The following is a 17,896-nucleotide window of genomic DNA, read 5'->3' on the forward strand; positions in this document are numbered from 1 at the left end:
CTCGTAAGCCGTTGAAGGCATTTTCACGCATGTCTCGTGCTGGCTCTCGGGTAATCCCTTGAAGCATATTTACGCTATGCGTATAAAAATTACGCAAAACAATTTCCGTATTAAAGCGGAATCGCAGGCGGAGTGAAGCTTGGTTAACCCGCAGGCAAACAACACCACAGCCCAGGAGACACCCTCAATGAAAAAACGCCTATTCACCGCCTCGGTTCTGGCCACCAGCATGCTCTGGCTGGCCGCAGCCCCTGGCACCGCCGTGGCCCAGGACAAGTACCCGAGCAAGAGCGTGCGCTGGATCGTTCCCTACGCCGCCGGCGGTGGCTCGGACTTCCTGGCCCGCACCATAGGCCAGGCCTGGGGCGCCCACGCCCATCAGCCCATCGTCGTGGACAACCGCCCGGGCGGCAACACAGCCATAGGCGCATCGGAGACCGCGCGCGCACCGGCCGACGGCTATACCGTGCTGTCGGCCGACAACGGCACGCTGATCTTCAACCCCGTGCTCTACAAGAGCCTGAGCTACAACCCCGGCAAGGACCTCACTCCCGTCACGCTCATGGGCCGCTTTCCCATGATTCTGGTGGCCGGCCCCGCCGAGAAGGCCAAGACCGCCAAGGAGTTCATTGCCGCCGCCAAGGCCAGTGCCGAGGGCGTGAACTACGGCTCCGCCGGTGCGGGCAGCCCCCATCACCTGGCCATGGAACTGCTGAAGTCCGAGGCCGGCCTCAAGCTCGCCCATGCGCCCTATCGCGGTGCGGCTCCGGCGCTGGCCGATGTGGCGGGCGGTCAGATTCCCGTGATGATGGTGGACTTGGCCGCCGGCGCCGGCTTCATCAAGGGCGGCAAGGTGCGCCCCCTGGCCGTGGCCAATGCAACGCGCCTGCCCCAGTTGCCCGATGTGCCCACCTTTGCCGAGCTGGGCCTGCCCGGCGTGCAGGCTGCGGCCCTGGTCGGCATGGTGGCCCCGGCCAAGACGCCGGCCACTGTCGTCACGGCGCTGAACAAGCAGGTGGTCACCGCCATCAACGAGCCTGCCGTCAAGCAAAAGCTCATCGACTTTGGCGTGGAGCCCGTGGGCAACACGCCCGAGCAGTTCCAGGCGCTGATCCACAGCGAAAGCACACGCTGGCAGAAGCTGATCAAGGATCTGAACATCACGCTGGACTGATTGCCCCGCTGATCCATGCCGCAGAGGCTGGCGGCAGGCCGCCTCTGCACTCTCGTCCGATGGCGCAAGCCATCTCCTGCCTCTTTGCGTTTGCGAGCGAGCCATGACCGTTTCCACCCCCAGCCGTTGCCCCATCGATCACAGCCAGTTCGGCAAGCCCACCGGCCAGAGCGGCCCTACGGGCTGCCCCATCAGCCACGGGGCCGCCGGCTTCGATCCCTTTGCCGACGGCTACCAGCAGGACCCGCCCGAGTATGTGCGCTGGGCACGCGAACAGGAGCCGGTGTTCTACAGCCCGCAGCTGGGCTACTGGGTGGTCACGCGCTTCGACGACATAAAGGCCATCTTCCGCGACAACCTGACCTTCAGCCCCTCGATCGCGCTGGAGAAGATCACGCCGACAGGCGATGAAGCCAATGCCGTGCTCGCCAGCTATGGCTTTGCGCTGAACCGCACCCTGGTCAACGAGGACGAGCCCGCCCACATGCCGCGCCGCCGCGCGCTGATGCAGCCCTTCACGCCCGAAGAGCTCAAGCACCACGAGCCCATGGTGCGCCGGCTGGCCCGCGAATATGTGGACCGTTTCATCGACGACGGCCGCGCCGATCTCGTCGACCAGATGTTGTGGGAAGTGCCGCTGACGGTGGCCATGCATTTCCTGGGCGTGCCCGCAGACGATATGGACACACTGCGCCAGTACAGCATTGCCCACACCGTCAACACCTGGGGACGCCCCCGGGCCGAGGAGCAGGTGGCCGTGGCCCATGCCGTGGGCAATTTCTGGCAGCACGCGGGCCGGATTCTCGACAAGATGCGCGCCGACCCCGATGCCGAAGGCTGGATGCAATACGGCATTCGCAAGCAGAAGGAACTGCCCGATGTCGTCACCGACTCCTATCTGCACTCCATGATGATGGCCGGCCTGGTCGCCGCCCACGAGACCACGGCCAACGCCACGGCCAATGCCGTCAAGCTGCTGCTGCAGCACCCCAAGGTCTGGCAGGAGATCTGCGCCGATCCCTCGCTGATCCCCAATGCCGTGGAGGAATGCCTGCGCCACAACGGCTCGGTAGCCGCCTGGCGGCGCCTGGCCACCAAGGATGTGGTGATCGGCGGCCAGGCCATTCCGGCCGGCAGCAAGCTGCTCATCGTCACCTCTTCGGCCAACCACGACGAGCAGCATTTTGTCGATGCCGACCTGTTCGACATCCACCGCGACAATGCCAGCGATCACCTGACCTTCGGCTACGGCTCCCACCAGTGCATGGGCAAAAATCTGGCCCGCATGGAAATGCAGATTTTCCTTGAAGAGTTCACGCGCCGCCTGCCTCATATGCAGCTGGCCGAGCAACGCTTCACCTATGTGCCCAACACCTCGTTCCGCGGCCCCGAACATCTGTGGGTTCAATGGGATGTGAGCCGCAACCCCGAGCGCGCCAACCCCGCCGTGCTGGCCGAACAACAGCCGGTGCGCATCGGCGAATCCTCGCAGGGCGGCGTCAGCCGCAGCATGCTGGTGGACAACACTGAGCTGATTGCGCAGGACGTGTTGCGCGTGCGCCTCAAGGCGCCCGACGGACGCGAGCTGCCACGCTGGACCCCGGGCTCGCATATCGACCTGCACTGCGGCGACACCGGCATCTCGCGCCAGTACTCGCTATGCGGTGATCCGCAGCAAGCGGACACCTACGAGATCGCCGTGCTGCGCGAGGAGCACAGCCGTGGCGGTTCTGCCTGGATACATGAGGCGCTGCAGGCCGGCATGAAGGTGCAGATGCGCGGCCCGCGCAACCACTTCAGGCTCGACGAAGGCGCGCAGCAGCTGATTCTCGTCGCAGGCGGCATAGGTATCACGCCGGTTGCGGCCATGGCGGCGCGCGCCCAGGCCTTGGGCATCCCCTATGAAATTCACTACAGCTGCAGTCAGCGCGAGCGCATGGCGCTGTTGCATGCATTGCAGGCAATGCATGGCGAGCGTCTGCAGATCTATGTGGGCGCGGAAGGCCGGCGTGCCGATTACGCGGCACTGCTGGCCGAGGTCAGGCCCGGCGCACAGATCTATGCCTGCGGTCCGCAGCGCATGCTCGACGGGCTGGCCGAGGCCAGTCGTCACTGGCCCGAGGACAGCCTGCGCGTGGAGCATTTCTCCAGCACCCTGGGGGCCCTCGACCCGGACAAGGAGCACGGCTTTGAAGTCGAGTTGCGCGAATCCGGCATCACGCTGCAGGTGCGCAATGACGAGACCCTGCTCGATGCACTGCGCAGCGCCAATATCGATATCGAGAGCGACTGCCGCGAAGGTCTGTGCGGCTCCTGCGAGGTGCCGGTGCTGGAAGGCGATATCGATCATCGCGACATGGTGCTGACCCGTGCCGAGCGCACGGCCTGCACCAAGATGATGAGCTGCTGCTCGCGCGCCAGGACGCAGGAGTCCAGAATCGTTCTGGCGCTGTAGCGTCCCCGGCGAGCAGCCCCGGGCGAGCAGCCCCGGGCGGGTAGCCCCGGGCGGGTAGCCCCAGGCGAGCTGCTGCAGCCAGGCCATGCATGGCTTCTGCCTAGAATCACTGCCCATATGGGCCTGTTGCAAATACTGCTGATTCTTGTGTGGGCGCCGACTGCAGCGCTCATCGCCTTCATGGCCACCACCTGGCTGAGCCATGGCGCGCAAGCCATCTGGAGCGCCATGACTGGCACTCGCGCTGACGAGCGTTCGACCTGGCCGCTGGTGCTGGGCGGCGTCGCGGCCCTGGCGGGCATGGTGGGGGCAGTCATCACTTTTCCGAATCAGGCCGTCATGCGCCATGCGTTCGACAAGCTGCTGGGCTATGGCTCGACACGCGTAGAGATCACACTGCGCCAGGACGATGCCGCCACACGCCAGGCCCTGCTGGAGACGCTGCGCCCCTTCATGGAGATGGGCGGGCGCGAGATCCGCTACCGCGTCTCCACCCGCCACGGCAGCTATACCGAGACCGACGAAGTGCCCAGCTACTACCGCTTTGCGGACGGGCGCCTGGAGATCGCCACAGGCGGCGTGGTCGGCAATGACAGACTGTCCGTGATGCAGCCCGGCTTCAAGGCACTGGCGCAATTTTCCACGGTCGACTCCATCGACGCCAGCGTGGCGGCCACCGTAAACCTGGACAAGGCACGGATAGCCGTGGAGATGCTGCCGCGCACGGCCATGCTGGTCCACCGCGACGCTGCCAAGGACTGGTCAAGTGTGCTGCGTCCGGCCCCGCCTGCCCGTTGCCATCTGGAGGTGCGGGCGCTGTTCTCCACGGATGCCTTCAGGCTGCTCATGTTCGCAGGCCGGGCCTCAGGCGAGGTCGAGATCCACACCGGCCCCGATACCGCCCTGCGCGACACGCAGTACCAACTGGTCGGCATGGGACTGGTGCCGGGCAGCAGTGGACGCAGCGTCAAGGAACTGGAAACCGATGCCACCCGCATCTACGGCGTGCTGAGGCTGCTGCCGCCGGGCCTGAATCCCGATGTCATGGACTGCGATACCGCCCTGGGACGCATGAGCGACCCGGCCCTGGTTGCAGCCGCCATGCTGTCCACATTTCCCGGCCTGGAAGGACGCGTGAGAGGCATAGAGATCACGCCGTCAGCCTCCTTCTCGCCCTGGCACAACCGGGGCTGGACGGCCGTGCCGCCCGGCACACGCTCGCAAGGCGGAACGCGAGCCGAAGCAGGTACGCGCGCCTGCAGCCTGGAGCAGAACCGCCACACGCGCACCCTGATATCCATGGTCGAGGAGCACTGCACGGAACGCGAGCCGCAAAACGCCGGTGCCGCCTGCCCCCAACTGCGCGAACGCCTGAACTGGACCCAGGCCGAGCTGGCCCGATGCAGAAAACAGCTGGTGCGTTGAAACGGGGCCTGGGCCCGTGCAACAGCGATCACATGGACCAGATTCTCGGCGTGCCGCCCTGCAGGCCCCAGAGTTCTTTTCTCCAAAAACTCCACACGGTTTTCCACAGCATCATCACAGGCTCCACCACAGGTGATGCACAGCGCAGAACCAGCATGTTTTCATTGGGAGCGGTGACACCGCTCAACACCGCCGGAGCAGCCTTGGCAAGCAGCTCCTGCGTGCCTTCCAGCAAGGCTTCGCGCTGATGGCGCGCCATGGCTGAGCCGCTGGCAAAGATCAGACTGCCCAGGCAGCGATGCCCGGCCAGCCCCAGATCGCAGTTGAGCAGCAGCTCGTCCTGTGCATCGATCACGCCGCGCTCCAGAAAACGGCCCGGCCATTCGATGTGCTGTGCGAACCTGCCGCAGGCATAGGGCTGGGCGGCCAGCGGCAGGCCCAGTGCCGTCACATCCCAGGTCAGCAGTTGCGCGTCTTCGGCGAGGTCGAACTCCAGCTGGTTGACGGCATCGCAGGCGTTGTAGGCAATCGCCTCCAGCGGCAGCCACTCCAGCCTCGCACCGGGGTCCAGACGCAGCCGGGTGCGCTGCATGGCCTGCTTCCCGTTGCTTTTGTAAAAGCGCGTGGCACCGGGCGTGGTGACCAGCGCATGCGCACCTTCTGCGACATGGACATCAATGTCCAGTACATCCCCACCCACCAGCCCGCCAGGCGGATGCACCAGCACGTTGTGGCAGATGGCAGGACCTTCGGGATAAAGACTTTTGAGGATGCGCAGCGGACCATCGTGCGTGAAATGCACCGAGGTCTTGCCGGCCTGCAGGGAATAGTTCAGCGCCAGTTGCGCATGCCAGGTCATTGTCTTTCTCGCCTCTTCAAGCAGGCCTGCCGTTCAGGCCGGGATAGCTCAGCTCTTTTGCTTACTAACTCATGAAAATTCATTCGTTGTTGTATCGCAGCAGCGCTTCTACAGTCTCTCGCACGCCAGCTTGTCAAGCATATGGCGATTGATTTCAGGAGCTTTCATGTCGGTCGCTACCGTAACGCATTCACGCCTGCATCGCACTCTGGCCCCGTGGCTTACATCGATGGCGGTGCTGTGCTGCACGCTGGCAACTGGCCCTGCTGCCGCGCAAGCCGGCGGCGCAGCAGCACAGGCCTGGAAGCCCAGCAAGTCCACGGAATTCATTGTCCCCAGCGGAGCCGGCGCGGCGCTGGATCTGGCGGCCCGCAAGCTCACCGAGCTGCTGGCACGCGATGGCCATGCACCGCAGTTCGTGGTCAGCAACAAGTCCGGCGCACATGCGATCGCCGCGCTGGAGAGCCTGCACCGCCACCCTGGCGACGCCCACACGCTGATGACGCTGAGCACCAGCTACGGCAACAGCCTGGCACAGAACGCCCTGCCCGCGCACCTGCAGAAAGGCACGCCGCTGGTGACCTTGCTGCGCGAGTTCACCACCGTGGTCGTGCGTGCGGATTCGCCGCTGCGCAATGCCCAGGATCTGATCGCCCAGCTGCGCAAGGACCCCGAGAAATACTCCATCGGCATTGCCACCACACTGGGCAATCACATCCATCTGGGCGTGGCCCAGCCCTTGCAGCAAGGCGGTGTGAATATCCAGAAGCTGCGCATCGTGCCCTACAAGTCCTCCGCCGAATCCATGGTGGCGCTGGCAGGCGGGCATCTCGATGTGGTTTCGGCCACCACGCCGAACCTGCTGCCTTATCTGCAGTCGGGCCGTGTACGCGTGCTGGCGATTGCGGCCGACAAGCGGCTTGAAGGCGTGTTCGCCCAGTCGCCCACCTGGAAGGAGCAGGGGATCGACTATGTCAGCGATTCGTTTCAGGGCGTGATGACGGCGCCCGGTGCCAGCACCGCGCAACAGGCGTATTGGGTGAATGCACTGCGCAAGGTTTCCGAAACCCGGGAATGGAAGGAGTTTGTGGCGCTCAACCAGTGGGAGCCCATCTTCCTCGGCCCGCAGGACACGGCTCGCGCACTGCATGCCCAGGTCGAACGCAGCCATGCGCTTCTCACCGAGCTGGGCCTGCTGCCGGCCAGCGCCTCCCGTATTGCCCAAGCCCGTTGAAGCCCCGCTCTCATCAGGAAAAATCCCATGAACATGCCCCTGCCCCACGCTCCGCTGCAGCATCTGGACGAACGCCTGAGCTCCGCAAGCAACATCACTCCGCATATCCGCATCACGCCGCAGTCGGCGCATATCGGCGCGCTGATCAGCGGCGTCAATCTGAAGCAGGCCTTGAGCGCCGCCGAAGTGCACACCATCCGCTCGGCATTGCTGCGCTGGAAGGTGATCTTCTTTCGCGACCAGCACCTCAGCCATGAGCAGCAGATCGCCTTTTCGCGCCAGTTTGGCGAGCTGACGCCCGGCCACCCCGTCTTCGGTCATGTCGAAGGCTTTCCCGAGCTGTATTCGATTGCCAAGCACCGCAAGGCCAACCGCCACAGCGGTCAGGCTGAACATCGCCCCTGGACCGGCTGGCATGCCGATGTGACGGCCGCCCACAACCCGCCTGCCGCATCGATTCTGCGCGGCGTGACGATTCCGCCCTATGGCGGCGACACGCAATGGACCAATCTGGCCGCTGCCTACGAAGCGCTCTCCAAACCGCTGCAGGCCTTTTTGCAGAGCCTGCGTGGCGAGCACCGCTTCAGCGCCCCGCAGGGAGCCACGGCATCGCAGGAATATCTGGATCTGGTGCGCGACAACACCCTGATCAGCGAACACCCGCTGGTCACGATTCATCCCGAGACCGGCGAGAAGGTGCTCTACATCAGCCCCGGCTTTCTCAAGTCCATCGTGGAACTCTCCACCCGCGAATCGCGCGTGCTGCTGGAACTGCTCTGGGAGCACGCCGTCAGCAGCGAGTTCACCGTGCGCTTCAAGTGGGAACCCGGTTCGCTGGCCTTCTGGGACAACCGCTCCACGGCCCATGTGGCACCACAGGATATCTTTGCGCTGGAGTTCGATCGCCAGCTCTACCGCACCACGCTGGTAGGCGAAGTGCCCCGGGGCGCGGACGGCCGCGCCAGCACTGCCATACAGGGCAATCCGGTGCTGGCCGCGCACGGCGCAGCGTATTGACGAAATGAGTTGTCCTCCGGGCATGGCCTGAGGCTTTGAGGTGCCGCTTGCGGCACCTTTTTTTCTTCGCCCGATATTCAAATCGCCACCAGTGAGCGCACATTCTTCTCCTGCATCTCGCTGCCCGGACCCGATGCGATCACCTCGCCGCGCTCCATCACCACATAGTGGTCGGCCAGCTCCTCGGCAAAGTCGTAGTACTGCTCACACAGCAGGATGGCCATGTCGCCGCGATTGGCCAGCATGCGGATCACGCGGCCGATGTCCTTGATGATGCTGGGCTGTATGCCCTCGGTGGGCTCATCCAGGATCAGGATCTTGGGCTGCGGCGCCAGCGCGCGCGCAATGGCCAACTGCTGCTGCTGCCCGCCCGAGAGATCGCCGCCACGGCGGTGCAGCATCTGCTTGAGCACGGGGAACAGCTCGTACAACTCGCCCGGAATCCGGGTGCCTGCCGAACAATAGGACAGCCCCATGCGCAGATTGTCTTCCACCGACAGGCGCGAGAAGATTTCGCGCCCCTGGGGCACATAGCCGATGCCGCTGCGCGCGCGCTCATAGGGCGTCCTGCGCGCGATATCGCGGCCCTGCCATTCAATACCGCCGCTTCTGATGGGAACCAGCCCCATCAGGCTTTTGAGCAAGGTGGTCTTGCCCACGCCGTTGCGGCCCAGCAGCACCGTGACCTTGCCGATCTCGGCCGTGAAATTCACGTCCCGCAGAATGTGCGAGCCGCCGTAGTACTGATGCAGGTTCTGAACTTTAAGCATTTTCGACCTCTAACGCTTACACAGCATGCGCAAGCATGCTATCTAATTTGACTATCTGCGGAGCGCATGACGTTTGAAACCGGCGCTGCCCAATCAAAGAGACAGCGAGGAAGCGCCGCCGCGCACCGAAGCAGTCGTCCCCCTCCCTTAGCGCGAAGCGCGTAGAGAAAAGGGGAAGGCGCGGGGCCGCCCAGGCAAAGTGCCTCAGGGGGTTACCTCCCAAGGTACACCTCGATCACGCGCTCGTCAGCCTGCACCTCGGCCAGCGTTCCCTCGGCCAGTACCGAGCCATCGCAAAGCACCGTGACCTTCTCGCTGATGGTGTCGATAAAGCTCATGTCGTGCTCCACCACCATCAGCGAATGCTTGCCCTTGAGCGTCAGAAACAGCTCGGCCGTGCGCACCGTTTCCTCGTCGGTCATGCCGGCCACAGGCTCGTCTAGCAGTAGCAGCTTGGGCTCCTGCACCAGCAGCATGCCGATCTCCAGCCACTGCTTCTGTCCGTGACTGAGCAGCCCGGCTTGGCGCGTTACGCTGCCTGCCAGATGAATGGTGTGCAGCACCTCGGCAATGCGGTCCTTTTGCGCGCCGCTGAGCTTGAACAGCATGGAGGAGGCAATGCCCTTGTGGGTCTTGAGCGCCAGCTCCAGGTTCTCGAACACGCTGAGCTGCTCGAACACCGTGGGCTTCTGGAACTTGCGGCCGATGCCCATGGCGGCGATCTCGGGTTCCTTGTAGCGCAGCAGATCGATGGTGGAGCCGAAGAACACCGTGCCGCTGTCGGGCCGGGTCTTGCCGGTGATGATGTCCATCATCGTGGTCTTGCCCGCGCCATTGGGACCGATGATGCAGCGCAGCTCGCCGGGCGCGATATCGAGGTTCAGACCGTTGATGGCCTTGAAGCCATCGAAGCTCACATGCACGTCTTCGAGATAGAGGATGCGGCCGTGGGTCACATCCACTTCGCCGGCCACCACGGGGCGCGCCAGACTGGCATTGCGACCGCCGGATTCGGTGCGCAGCGCGGCTTCGCGCTGCTGGTAGGAAGCCAGGCGCTGCTCGCCTTCCTGCATCAGATCGGGGGTCATGCGCGCACTCCTTCGATGGCATCGGCAGAAGCCGGCTCGGCAGCGGTTTTGGCAGCTGCGGCTGCAGTCTGGTTCAACGGCGCCTTGACCTGGGCCTTGCGCTTCTCACGCCACTGGCGAAGCTGCTGCGGCAGGCGAATCAGACCTCCCGGCATGAACAGCGTCACGACAATGAACAGCGCACCCAGCACGTACAACCAGTATTCGGGTGCGGCCACGGTGAGCCAGCTCTTGCCGCCATTGACGGCAAACGCGCCGATGATGGGGCCGACCAGCGAGGCACGTCCGCCCACGGCCGTCCACACCGCCATTTCGATGGAGTTGCCCACGCTCATCTCGCTGGGGTTGATGATGCCCACCTGGGGCACATAGAGCGCTCCCGCCAGGCCGCACATCATGGCCGAGATGACCCATATCGACAGCTTGTAGGGCAGCGGGTTGTAGCCGCAGAACATGGTGCGCGATTCGGCATCGCGCACCGCCTGCAGCACGCGGCCGTACTTGCTGCGCATCAGCCAGCGCGAGAACAGAAAGCAGCCCAGCAGCGTCAGACCCGACAGCGCGAACAGCAGCACATGCATGGCTTGCGAGTTGACGGAAAACCCCAGCAGGGTCTTGAAGCCCGTAAAGCCGTTGTTGCCGCCAAAGCCGGTCTCGTTGCGAAAGAACAGCAGCATGGCGGCATAGGTCAGGGCCTGGGTGATGATGGAGAAATACACGCCCTTGATGCGCGAGCGAAAGGCGAAATAGCCGAACAGCCCGCCGATCAGGCCCGGCACCAGAAACACCAGCAGCACGGTGGCGGCAAAGCTGCCCGACAGCGCCCAGTGCCGGGGCAGTTCCTTCCAATCCAGAAAACCCATGAAGGCAGGCAATGCATCGGGGCCTGCGGCTTCGCGCATCAGGTACATGCCCATCACATAGCCGCCCAGAGCGAAGAACAGGCCGTGGCCCAGACTCAGGATGCCGGTGTAGCCCCAGATCAGGTCAATCGCCAGTGCGCAGATGGCATAGCACATGAACTTGCCCAGCAGGCCCAGCATGTAGTCGGACAGGTGCAGCGCACTGTCCTCGGGCACCCACAGATTGAGTGCGGGAGCCACGGCGCAGACCATGGTCAGGGCCAGCAGAAATGCCGTCCAGCCCTTGCCGCTGAGCAAGGACTCAGGAGCAGGAAGCACCAGCGGTGGTGCGGATGCAGGGGATGAAGAATTTGACACGCTCATAGCTCCGGTCCAGAACGCAATGTTTGAGAAAGCCAGCTTTCGCAAGGAACAGCGAGCAAGGGCCTACGCCGGCCGCGCCGCCCCGCAGCGCGACTGCCGTGCCCCTTGAGGGGGAAGGAGCGACTCAGGGGGTTCATGTTTCCGCACTGCGGCCCTTCAAGGCAAAGATGCCTTGCGGACGCTTTTGAATGAAGACCACGATGAACAGCAGCACGGCGATCTTGGCCAGCACTGCCCCGGTCCAGCCTTCCAGCAGCTTGCTGAGCACGCCCAGGCCCAGAGCCGCATAGACGGTGCCCGCCAGCTGCCCCACACCGCCCAGCACCACCACCAGGAAACTGTCCACGATGTAGTTCTGCCCCAGATCCGGGCCCACATTGCCGATCTGGCTCAGGGCGCAGCCGGCAAGACCGGCGATACCGGAGCCAAGCGCAAACGCATAGGTGTCGGTGCGTGCCGTGTTGACGCCCACACAGGAAGCCATGGCGCGGTTTTGCGTCACGCCGCGCACGAACAGGCCCAGCCGCGTTCTGGCGATCATGAAGGCCACGCCCGCCAGCACGGCGAACGCAAAGACGATGATGGCGATGCGATTCCAGGGCAGCGTGAGATTGGGCAGCAGCGCAATGCCGCCGCTCATCCAGACGGGGTTTTCCACACCCACGTTCTGCGCTCCGAAAAGGCTGCGCACGGTTTGCTGCAGCACCAGGCTGATGCCGAAGGTAGCCAGCAGGGTCTCCAGCGGGCGACCGTAGAGAAAGCGGATCACTCCGCGCTCCAGCACCGCACCGACCAGCGCCGAGGCCAGAAAGGCCACGGGAACGGCCACCACCAGATACCAGCCAAACCAGGCCTCGGGCAGCCAGCGCTGGAATGCGACCTGCACCAGATAGGTTGCATAGGCACCGATCATGATCAACTCGCCGTGCGCCATATTGATGACGCCCATCAGGCCATAAGTGATAGCCAGACCCAGCGCCGCCAGCAACAGCACCGAGCCCAGGCTGATGCCGCTGAAGATAGCCCCCAGCCTGTCGCCCCAGGCCAGGCCTTCGGCAATGCCGGCCAGTGCGGCCTTGATGGCTTTCTGCACGCCGGGATCGGACTCTTCGGACAGGCGCTGATTCAACAGCAACTGCGTCTCCGGCGTCTGCTGGCGCGACAGCTGCTCCACCGCCTTCAGACGCTGCTGCACCTCGTCGCTGCCCAGCAGGCTGGCAGCCTGGCTGCGCTCCAGCAGGGCTCTGACCTGCCCGTCCTGTTCAGCGGCCAGCGCTTTTTCGATCACGGGAAGCCGCCCGGCATCGGGCTCGGAGGCCAGTTGCTCGGCAGCCTTGCGGCGCGCCTGCACATCGCTGCTACCCAACGCCAGCGCCGCCTGCGCCGTATCGATGACCGAGCGCAGGTAATTGTTGCTGACGACCTCCTCGGCATCCGCCGGGAGTTGGGCGGCCTGGCCGGTCACCGGGTCGGTGACCGCGTCGCCGCTCATCACATAGACCTTGCCCTGAGACACGCGCACTTCATCGTTGGCAAGCGCGCCCAGATAGGCCGACAGGCGACCGCCGTCGGTCTGTGCATCCGGCGCCAGCACGGCCTGATTGATCGCCAGCACGCGCTGCTCGGAGTCGTCTGCCGCAGCCATGGCATAGGCCTGCTCGGTCGTCAGTGCGTGACTGGCAAAGCTCAGCAACGAGCCCAGCCCGGCGGCCAATGCCAGCCTCAATGACTTGCGCAGTATGTTCATAGGAATTTCAGGTTTCTAGCGCTGCAGCCCTTGTCAATAAAGCGCAAGCAGCTGTCTCTTCAGGACTGGAGAGCCCACCAGACCTCTCCAGTCCGAGGGAGCGAATCAGGAGCTCTTGCCGTTGGGCTCGTCCTTCTTCTTGTCGTTGCCTTCGATATACGGGCTCCAAGGCTGGGCCTTGATCGGGCCCTTGGTCTTCCAGACCACGCTGAACTGGCCGTCTGCCTTGATCTCGCCGACCATCACGGGCTTGTGCAGATGGTGATTCTTCTCGTCCATCTTCAGGGTGAAGCCGCTGGGTGCGGTAAAGGTCTGGCCGGCCATGGCGGCGATCACCTTGTCGGTATCTGTGCTCTTGGCTTTTTCCACAGCCTGCTTCCACATGTGGATGCCGACCCAGGTGGCTTCCATCGGGTCGTTGGTCAGTGGCTTGTCCTTGTGGCCGGCGATGTTCTTGGCCTTGGCGTAATCGCCCCACTGCTTGATGAAGGCAGTGTTGGTCGGGTTCTTCACGCTCATGAAGTAGTTCCATGCCGCCAGGTGACCGACCAGAGGCTTGGTGTCCACGCCGCGCAGCTCTTCCTCACCCACGCTGAAGGCCACCACCGGCACGTCCTTGGCCTTGAGGCCGGCATTGCCCAGCTCCTTGTAGAAGGGCACGTTGGAGTCGCCGTTGATGGTGGAGATCACGGCGGTCTTGCCACCCGTGGAGAACTTCTTCACATCGGCCACGATGGTCTGGTAGTCGCTGTGGCCGAAGGGAGTGTAGGTTTCCATGATGTCGGAATCCTTCACGCCCTTGGACTTGAGGAAGGCACGCAGAATCTTGTTGGTGGTGCGTGGGTACACATAGTCCGTGCCCAGCAGCACAAAGCGCTTGGCACCGCCGCCTTCCTTGCTCATCAGATACTCGACAGCGGGAATCGCCTGCTGGTTGGGCGCGGCGCCGGTGTAGAAGACGTTCTTGGAGAGTTCCTCGCCCTCGTACTGCACGGGGTAGAACAGCAGGCCGTTGTTCTGCTCGAACACCGGCAGCACGGACTTGCGCGACACGCTGGTCCAGCAGCCGAAGACCACGGCCACCTTGTCCTGGGTGATCAGCTGCTTGGCCTTTTCGGCAAACAGCGGCCAGTTGGAGGCGGGGTCCACCACCACGGGCTCGAGCTTTTTGCCGAGCACGCCGCCCTTGGCATTGATGTCGTCGATGGCCATCAGCACCGTGTCCTTGAGCACGGTCTCGGAGATAGCCATGGTTCCCGAGAGACTGTGCAGCACGCCCACCTTGATGGTGTCTGCAGCCAGCACCTGAGAAGTCAAGCCCAGGCCCAGAGCCATAGATGCAGCCAGTGTTGTGAGGGTTCCGCGACGATTCATTTCAGCACTCCCAGGAGGTTTTGTTCGGTCACATTGACCGCAAAAACTTAAGTGCAATTACCGTGCCAGCACCACCCGCCATGGCTTGCTCACTGCATACGGCGGCGCTGCTGCCGCTTTTTTGCCGAGCACAGGCCGAATGCAACTTTGTGCGATCAGCATCGGCCACATGCAGGCACCATTGCAGTGCCGCATGCACCAGATGCAGACCGCGCAAACCAGCCAGCACTATTGAAGTGCACGACAGCCTGTCGCCTCAGACCGGCTGCAGGCATGCCGGCAAGGCCGCGCTGCGCAGCTTGCCAGTCCACGGATCGAGAACGGCCTTGGTCTGCAGCAAAGCAGATCGAGTTGTTTGCTGGCCTTGCCGTCCTGCACTGCATAGACATGCAGCTTGCTCATCTGCACGCCAAATCGCCGCCTCGCGGATGCCTTACAGAATCTGCGCTCCGGTGCGAAAGCCGACGGAACGCAGCTTCATCAATGCACGGCAAAGCGCAGCAGATACTCGTAGCTGTTCTCGGTTGTCATGGAGTCGCCCTGCACAGGCTGACGCAGTATGGCCTGCAGCGTATTGCTGCCGACAGCAGGCGTCATGATCGCCAGACCCTGCGCGTCCGTCATCGTGGGAGAGCCGTTCTCCCCCCAGGACAGCCTCACGCCAGACTGCGGCTTGCCATGCAGCAACACCTGCAGCCTGAGCGGCTGACCGGCATGGGGAGACTGCCCCTGAAGCGGCACCACCTCGAACATCTGCCCAAGCGGCTTTTGCATGACGGCGCCCCAGCGCACTACGGTCTTGTGGAACTTGCGCGCATGCACGCCGCGCACCGCACCGGGGTTCTGATCCATGGGCAGAGGCAGCATTGCGCCCTCAGCCCTGGCACTGCTGAAATAGCCGTTATCGAGTTCCACTGCGATCAGCGCAGCCCCGGCATCCGGCTCGATGCGGATGCCACCCTGCACATTCTGTACGGCGGCGGGCACTTCACGGCCGCGCAAGTCATAGGCGTGCACACGCTGCAGCTTGGCCGGATCGAAGGCTTCGGTCCTGCCGTCATGACCGCCGAACTGCATGACATAGCCCCCCTGCGCATCGGGCTCCAGCCAGACGTTATGGGCAGAAGCCGGATGCGCGCAGAGCAGCCAGGCAGCGGCCGTGGTGCACAGAATGCGCGCGATGATGTGGTGACGTGTCCTGCAAACAGACATGGAAGCTCCGAAAAATCATAAGGAAAACTGCAAGCCCAGCTGCACGCTGCGCGGCGCGCCGGGCGCGACCAGACGCTGGCCGGCAATCATGGTGGTGGTACTGGCATAGCGGGTATTGGCGGCGTTGCGAAGCCACAGGCTCAGACTGGCATTGCGCGCCAGGCTCGCGGGCAAGCGGTATTGCAGGCCCAGGTCCAGCCAGCGATAGCTGCCTGCCCATTCGGTATTGCCGGTGTTGATGGGCGCGCGGCCCACATGGCGCAGCAATCCATGCACGGTGACATCGCTGCGCGGCATCCAGCGTGCATGCAAGGTGCTGGTGTACTCGGGCACGGCCACTACACGCCGACCCAGCAATGCGGCGTTCGCGTTCTGCGTGACTTCGGAGCGGTTGTGGCCATAAGCCCATTCCAAATGCCAGTTGCGGCCGGGCAGCCAGTGCAGCTGCAGCTCGGCGCCCTTGCGTACGGTCGCTCCCAGGTTTTCATACTCGCCGGGTGCCGTGTTGCGTATTTCATGGCTGGAGCTGATGCGGTAGAGCGAGGCATCGATCAGCCAATGGGCCGATGGCTTCCACTCCACGCCCAGCTCGCTCTGGCGAAAGATATTGGCATGCAGGTCGCTGTTGCGCAGCGCGTATTTGGCAAAGTCGCTGGGCAGTGCAAAGCCTTGCGACCAGCTGGCACGCACGGCCGTGCGGGCATTGAGCTGCGCCAGTGCGCCCAGCTTGGGGCTGGCATGGCTGCGCCCCTGCATGCTGCTGCATTCATCGCCACCGGTCTCCGCCCCCAGCAGACTGCAGCGGCCGTCAAAGTGGTCCCAGCGCAGGGCCGCCGTGGTCTGCAACCAGGCCGTTGGCTGCCAGCCAGCCTGGCCGTAGATCGCCGTGTTGTCGAGCCGTGTATTGCGATCATTCAATGCAGGGCCGGTACGCCGGCGATCCAGCAATCCATCCCAGTAGCCATAGTCCGTGGACTCGCGCACCTGCTCCAGGCCCAGCATCCAGTTCAGCTCGCGCGCCGCCAGAAGCGACTTGCCGCTGAGATTCAGCCCCGCTCCCAGCACGCTGCGGTCGTAGCGCTCCTCGCGCTGCATCCAGGTGGCGCTGCGCGGGCGCGTGAACCAGCGCACAAAATCCTGCTGCGTGCCGTAGACAAAACCCAGCAGCCGGGTATCTGCATCCAGTGCGTACTGCGCATCCAGGCGCAGCGTGCCAAAGTGCTTGTTGGCACCATCACCCACCACGCGGCTGTCCTTGCCCTGTGGGTCCTGCCGCCACTGCGCTTCGGTCAGATAGCCGGGCGAGTCGCCACGCGCCTCGTGCCAGCGACCGGACAGCGAGATATCGAGCTTTTCATGCACATGGTGCTTCCAGGTGCCGCTGATGGTGCTGCGCTCATGGCGCGAGGCGGGCCGCGCTCCATCACCGCGTGCATGCTGAGTCGCCAGGTTGAGCTGATCGCCGCCTTCCAGCTCGCGCCCGAGAGCGGCCTGTGCATCGAACATGCCATGCGAGCCGGCGCTGACATCGAACTCCGCATAGCTGCCATTGCGCCGCGTGCGCAGCTCCAGCAACCCTGCGCGGTTGTAATTGCCCTGCAGCACCGACACGGGACCGCGATAGACATTGACCTTGTCCAGCTCCAGTGGCACCACCACATTGAGATCGAAATAGCCATCCGCATGCGACATGGCTTCGTTGAGCGGGATGCCATCCAGTGTGGCCGCCACATCACCGCCGTGGCCACCGCCGGCAAAGCCGCGCAGCACCAGCCCGTTGGCCACACCGCTGAGCTGGTAGTGATTGACATGCATGCCGGGTACCTGGCTCCACAACGATTCCACCTCCTGTCTGGGTTGCTCGCGAATTTCGTCGCGCCTGAACTCGGTGACGGAAAACGCGCGTTGTGACTCATCCAGCGCCTGGCCTTTGACCAGGGCATTCACCCTCACCTCGGGCAATACCTTGTCGCCTTCCTCGGCTGTTTGCGCTTGTACGGCCGAAGCCATCCACAGCGTACCGCCCAAGGCCAGCACTCCGAGTCTTGCCGTGGCCCCCAGGTCCTGAGCGCATCCCCTATTCAATGGTCCTTTGTACATGCACCAGAACAGCAAAGTTCGTGCCATGCGATGCACCGCTACGGCTCGACAATGCACCACAAAGCACCATCGCTGCCTCGCCGATACGCCGTGGTGCATAACCGCGTGCCGACAGCACCAACAAGGTGCAAAACATCTGCGGCGACTTGCCTGCATGCTGGCAATAAAGACTGGCCTTTGGCATGGCACTTGCTACATAAAAGGGCATGAAACTG

At 63.7% G+C, this 17,896-nt stretch carries 14 protein-coding genes; 5 read left to right on the plus strand and 9 right to left on the minus strand.

Annotated features, from left to right (window positions below):
• Positions 1 to 187: 187 nt before the first annotated feature.
• The 3 genes from CSE6_RS11710 to CSE6_RS11720 all read left to right on the plus strand — a co-directional run bounded on the left by CSE6_RS11710 (position 188) and on the right by CSE6_RS11720 (position 5,054).
• Positions 188 to 1,174, plus strand: a complete 987-nt coding sequence (locus CSE6_RS11710) for a tripartite tricarboxylate transporter substrate binding protein (RefSeq protein ID WP_034395931.1) — start codon at positions 188 to 190, stop codon at positions 1,172 to 1,174.
• A 103-nt stretch (positions 1,175 to 1,277) separates the two neighbouring features.
• Positions 1,278 to 3,629: a cytochrome P450/oxidoreductase gene (locus CSE6_RS11715; RefSeq protein WP_059440599.1), complete on the plus strand. Its 2,352-nt coding sequence runs from the start codon at positions 1,278 to 1,280 to the stop codon at positions 3,627 to 3,629.
• Between the two features lie 117 nt (positions 3,630 to 3,746).
• Positions 3,747 to 5,054 (plus strand): hypothetical protein, encoded by a 1,308-nt coding sequence (locus tag CSE6_RS11720; RefSeq protein WP_059440600.1) that lies wholly within the window; start codon positions 3,747 to 3,749, stop codon positions 5,052 to 5,054.
• 28 nt (positions 5,055 to 5,082) lie between these two features.
• Here CSE6_RS11720 and CSE6_RS11725 read toward each other — a convergent pair whose 3' ends face one another.
• A complete protein-coding gene (locus CSE6_RS11725) occupies positions 5,083 to 5,913 on the minus strand; it encodes an urease accessory protein UreD (RefSeq protein WP_059440601.1) in 831 nt (276 codons plus the stop codon).
• Positions 5,914 to 6,079: 166 nt separating this feature from the next.
• On the opposite strand from CSE6_RS11725, the gene CSE6_RS11730 reads away from it, so the two are divergent.
• Both CSE6_RS11730 and CSE6_RS11735 read left to right on the plus strand, forming a co-directional pair.
• Complete coding sequence (locus CSE6_RS11730) at positions 6,080 to 7,147, plus strand: tripartite tricarboxylate transporter substrate binding protein (RefSeq protein ID WP_238585687.1); 1,068 nt, start codon at positions 6,080 to 6,082, stop codon at positions 7,145 to 7,147.
• Positions 7,148 to 7,174: 27 nt separating this feature from the next.
• Complete coding sequence (locus tag CSE6_RS11735; protein ID WP_059440603.1) at positions 7,175 to 8,164, plus strand: TauD/TfdA family dioxygenase; 990 nt, start codon at positions 7,175 to 7,177, stop codon at positions 8,162 to 8,164.
• 77 nt (positions 8,165 to 8,241) lie between these two features.
• Here the strand turns inward: CSE6_RS11735 and urtE are convergent, their stop codons facing one another.
• The 8 genes from urtE to CSE6_RS26080 form a co-directional block, all read right to left on the minus strand.
• Complete coding sequence (gene urtE / locus CSE6_RS11740) at positions 8,242 to 8,934, minus strand: urea ABC transporter ATP-binding subunit UrtE (RefSeq protein WP_034373974.1); 693 nt, start codon at positions 8,932 to 8,934, stop codon at positions 8,242 to 8,244.
• Between the two features lie 212 nt (positions 8,935 to 9,146).
• Positions 9,147 to 10,022 (minus strand): urea ABC transporter ATP-binding protein UrtD, encoded by an 876-nt coding sequence (urtD, locus tag CSE6_RS11745; protein WP_003060651.1) that lies wholly within the window; start codon positions 10,020 to 10,022, stop codon positions 9,147 to 9,149.
• Positions 10,019 to 11,248 carry an urea ABC transporter permease subunit UrtC gene (urtC, locus tag CSE6_RS11750; RefSeq protein ID WP_059440604.1) on the minus strand — a complete coding sequence of 410 codons (1,230 nt, stop codon included), beginning with the start codon at positions 11,246 to 11,248 and terminating at the stop codon, positions 10,019 to 10,021. Before urtC ends, urtD begins: the two co-directional genes overlap by 4 nt.
• 133 nt (positions 11,249 to 11,381) lie before the next feature.
• Entirely contained in the window at positions 11,382 to 12,995 is a 1,614-nt protein-coding gene (urtB, locus tag CSE6_RS11755) for an urea ABC transporter permease subunit UrtB (protein ID WP_059440605.1), read from the minus strand.
• A 105-nt stretch (positions 12,996 to 13,100) separates the two neighbouring features.
• Positions 13,101 to 14,369, minus strand: coding sequence for an urea ABC transporter substrate-binding protein (gene urtA / locus CSE6_RS11760; protein WP_059440606.1), 1,269 nt, complete (start codon positions 14,367 to 14,369; stop codon positions 13,101 to 13,103).
• Between the two features lie 480 nt (positions 14,370 to 14,849).
• Positions 14,850 to 15,581 (minus strand): DUF4198 domain-containing protein, encoded by a 732-nt coding sequence (locus CSE6_RS11765; protein WP_059440607.1) that lies wholly within the window; start codon positions 15,579 to 15,581, stop codon positions 14,850 to 14,852.
• A gap of 15 nt (positions 15,582 to 15,596) precedes the next feature.
• Positions 15,597 to 17,708, minus strand: coding sequence for a TonB-dependent receptor (locus CSE6_RS11770; RefSeq protein ID WP_238585688.1), 2,112 nt, complete (start codon positions 17,706 to 17,708; stop codon positions 15,597 to 15,599).
• On the minus strand, positions 17,659 to 17,889 hold the full coding sequence (locus CSE6_RS26080; protein ID WP_165572077.1) for a hypothetical protein: 231 nt from the start codon (positions 17,887 to 17,889) through the stop codon (positions 17,659 to 17,661). The genes CSE6_RS11770 and CSE6_RS26080 overlap by 50 nt, the downstream gene beginning before the upstream one ends.
• Positions 17,890 to 17,896 lie beyond the last annotated feature (7 nt).

It is taken from the genome of Comamonas sp. E6, from assembly GCF_001010305.1.
GTDB classification, from domain to species: Bacteria; Pseudomonadota; Gammaproteobacteria; order Burkholderiales; family Burkholderiaceae_C; genus Comamonas; species Comamonas thiooxydans.

Coding starts and splice junctions, on each gene's coding strand:
- urtB (WP_059440605.1), bottom strand. CDS start 12,995: ATGAACATACTGCGCAAGTCATTGAGGCTGGCATTGGCCGCCGGGCTG.
- urtE (WP_034373974.1), bottom strand. CDS start 8,934: ATGCTTAAAGTTCAGAACCTGCATCAGTACTACGGCGGCTCGCACATT.
- CSE6_RS11735 (WP_059440603.1), top strand. CDS start 7,175: ATGAACATGCCCCTGCCCCACGCTCCGCTGCAGCATCTGGACGAACGC.
- CSE6_RS26080 (WP_165572077.1), bottom strand. CDS start 17,889: ATGCCCTTTTATGTAGCAAGTGCCATGCCAAAGGCCAGTCTTTATTGC.
- CSE6_RS11720 (WP_059440600.1), top strand. CDS start 3,747: ATGGGCCTGTTGCAAATACTGCTGATTCTTGTGTGGGCGCCGACTGCA.
- urtC (WP_059440604.1), bottom strand. CDS start 11,248: ATGAGCGTGTCAAATTCTTCATCCCCTGCATCCGCACCACCGCTGGTG.
- CSE6_RS11715 (WP_059440599.1), top strand. CDS start 1,278: ATGACCGTTTCCACCCCCAGCCGTTGCCCCATCGATCACAGCCAGTTC.
- urtD (WP_003060651.1), bottom strand. CDS start 10,022: ATGACCCCCGATCTGATGCAGGAAGGCGAGCAGCGCCTGGCTTCCTAC.
- CSE6_RS11710 (WP_034395931.1), top strand. CDS start 188: ATGAAAAAACGCCTATTCACCGCCTCGGTTCTGGCCACCAGCATGCTC.
- CSE6_RS11765 (WP_059440607.1), bottom strand. CDS start 15,581: ATGTCTGTTTGCAGGACACGTCACCACATCATCGCGCGCATTCTGTGC.
- urtA (WP_059440606.1), bottom strand. CDS start 14,369: ATGAATCGTCGCGGAACCCTCACAACACTGGCTGCATCTATGGCTCTG.
- CSE6_RS11770 (WP_238585688.1), bottom strand. CDS start 17,708: ATGGCACGAACTTTGCTGTTCTGGTGCATGTACAAAGGACCATTGAAT.
- CSE6_RS11725 (WP_059440601.1), bottom strand. CDS start 5,913: ATGACCTGGCATGCGCAACTGGCGCTGAACTATTCCCTGCAGGCCGGC.
- CSE6_RS11730 (WP_238585687.1), top strand. CDS start 6,080: ATGTCGGTCGCTACCGTAACGCATTCACGCCTGCATCGCACTCTGGCC.